The organism is Streptomyces palmae (genome assembly GCF_004684805.1).
GTDB lineage: Bacteria > Actinomycetota > Actinomycetes > Streptomycetales > Streptomycetaceae > Streptomyces > Streptomyces palmae.
In genome coordinates, this window is sequence record NZ_SRID01000632.1 from 1 (window position 1) to 1,841 (window position 1,841).

The window sequence follows — 1,841 nt, forward strand, 5'->3', positions numbered from 1 at the left end:
GCCTCCCCCGCTGCCGCCGCCGAAGGACCGCATGTGCCCCGGGCGGTGGCCCCCGTCCGGCAGTCACGCCGCGCCGCGCTCCGCCGCCCCGTGCCGGCGGTGTCGGCCGCGTCCCTGCCGCGCCCCCAACTCTCCCCCGCGGCGCCTGCCGGGCCCATCCGCGCGGGTACTCATCTCCGTGTCTAGGTACGCGTACTCAGTCCCTCCGCCCTCGCCGAGGCGCTGTCAGCGGCGCCGGATAGGGTCACGGGCATGGCACGGATTGCGGTGATCGGCGCCGGGATGGGCGCCATGGCGGCTGCCGCCCGGCTGGCCGTCGCGGGCCACCGGGTGGTGGTGTACGAGCGCGGGAGCACCCACGGCGGCGCCCTGGGGCGCTTCGAGCGGGCGGGCTTCGGCTTCGATACCGGGCCCGGCCTGCTGCACCTGCCCGCCGTCTACCGCGACCTGTTCATCAAGACCGGCAAGGAGCCGCTGGAGCGGTGCGTGGAGCTGGCGCAGGTCGACCCCGCCGCCCGGCACGTGTTCCCGGACGGCACCGACCTGCGACTGCCCAACGCCTCCCGGGCGGGCGTGGTCCGGGCCCTGGACGAGGCCTTCGGCGCGGGCACCGGCGAGCGCTGGGGCGACCTGGTCAACCGGGCCCGGGAGGCATGGGACGCCACCCGCCGGCCACTGCTGGAGGAGCCGCTGCGGGAGGACTGGGCCGCGTTGCGCGAGGATCCCTATCCGGCGGTGCGGCGGCGCGGCTGGTTCCGGCGCGGCCCGGTGCGGCCCGGCACGCTCGCCGAGGTGGCGGCCCGGGAGCTGGGCGCCGCGGGACCGGTGGCCCTGCTGGAGAGCCATGCCCTCGCCCACGGGCTGGACCCGCGCACGGCGCCGGCGAGCGCCACCGTGCTGCCGTATCTGGAGCAGACCTTCGGCAGTTGGTACGCGCAGGGCGGCATGCGGGCGCTGGCCGACGCGGTGTACGAGCGCTGCCGGGCGCGGAAGGTGGAGTTCGTCTTCGAGGCCGAGGTCACCGGCGTCGCGGTCGAGGACGGGCGGGCCGCCGGAGTGGTGCTGGCGGGGGGTTCCGCCGCTGAGGCGGACGCGGTGGTCGCCGGGATCGCCCCCTCGGCGTTGACGCCCCTGCTCGACGGGGTGCGCCCCTGGCGGGACGGCGACGTCCAGCCGGCGCGGGCCGCCGAGCGCACCGCGGAACCGGGTGCCACCGGCCGGTTCATGGTGTTCCTGGCGTTGGCCGGGGCCCGTCCGGTCGACACGGTGCACCGCACGGTGGTGCACGCCCGGGACCGGGACGCCGAGTTGGCGGCCGTGTTCGGCGGCGGCTCCGGTACCCCGGCGCGCTGCCCGCACCCCACGGTGACGGTGCTCCGTCCCGACGACCCGGCCGGCCGGCCGGACGCCGGGCACGAGGCGGTCACCCTGACCGCCACCGTGGCCGCGCACGGCCTGCTGGACTGGTCCGACCGCGCGATCGCCGAGGAGTACGCCGACCGGCTGGTGGCGGTCGCGGAGCAGGCGGTCCCGGGGCTGCGGGACCGGCTGCTGTGGCGCGAGGTCCGCACCCCGTACGACACCGCGGGGCAGACCGGTGCGGCGGGCGGCGCGGTGCCCGCCCCGGCGCTGGCGGGGGCCGACGGCCGGCTGCTGCACCCGGGCAACCTGACCGCGCTGCCGGGTCTCTATCTGGCGGGCGGCTGGGCTCACCCGGGCGGCGGGCTGCCGCACGCCGGGATGTCGGGCGCGATGGTCGCCGGGCTGATCACCTCCGGCGCCGACTGGCGCGGCTCCCAGTAACCCCCGTCGCGGACCCGCCCGCCGGCTTCCCCACAACC

General features: G+C 78.2%; 1 protein-coding gene. It reads left to right on the forward strand.

Going from position 1 to position 1,841, the window contains the following annotated elements; genetic code table 11:
• Nucleotides 1-252: 252 nt before the first annotated feature.
• Nucleotides 253-1,803, forward strand: a complete 1,551-nt coding sequence (locus E4099_RS31675; protein WP_135342537.1) for a phytoene desaturase family protein — start codon at nucleotides 253-255, stop codon at nucleotides 1,801-1,803.
• Nucleotides 1,804-1,841 lie beyond the last annotated feature (38 nt).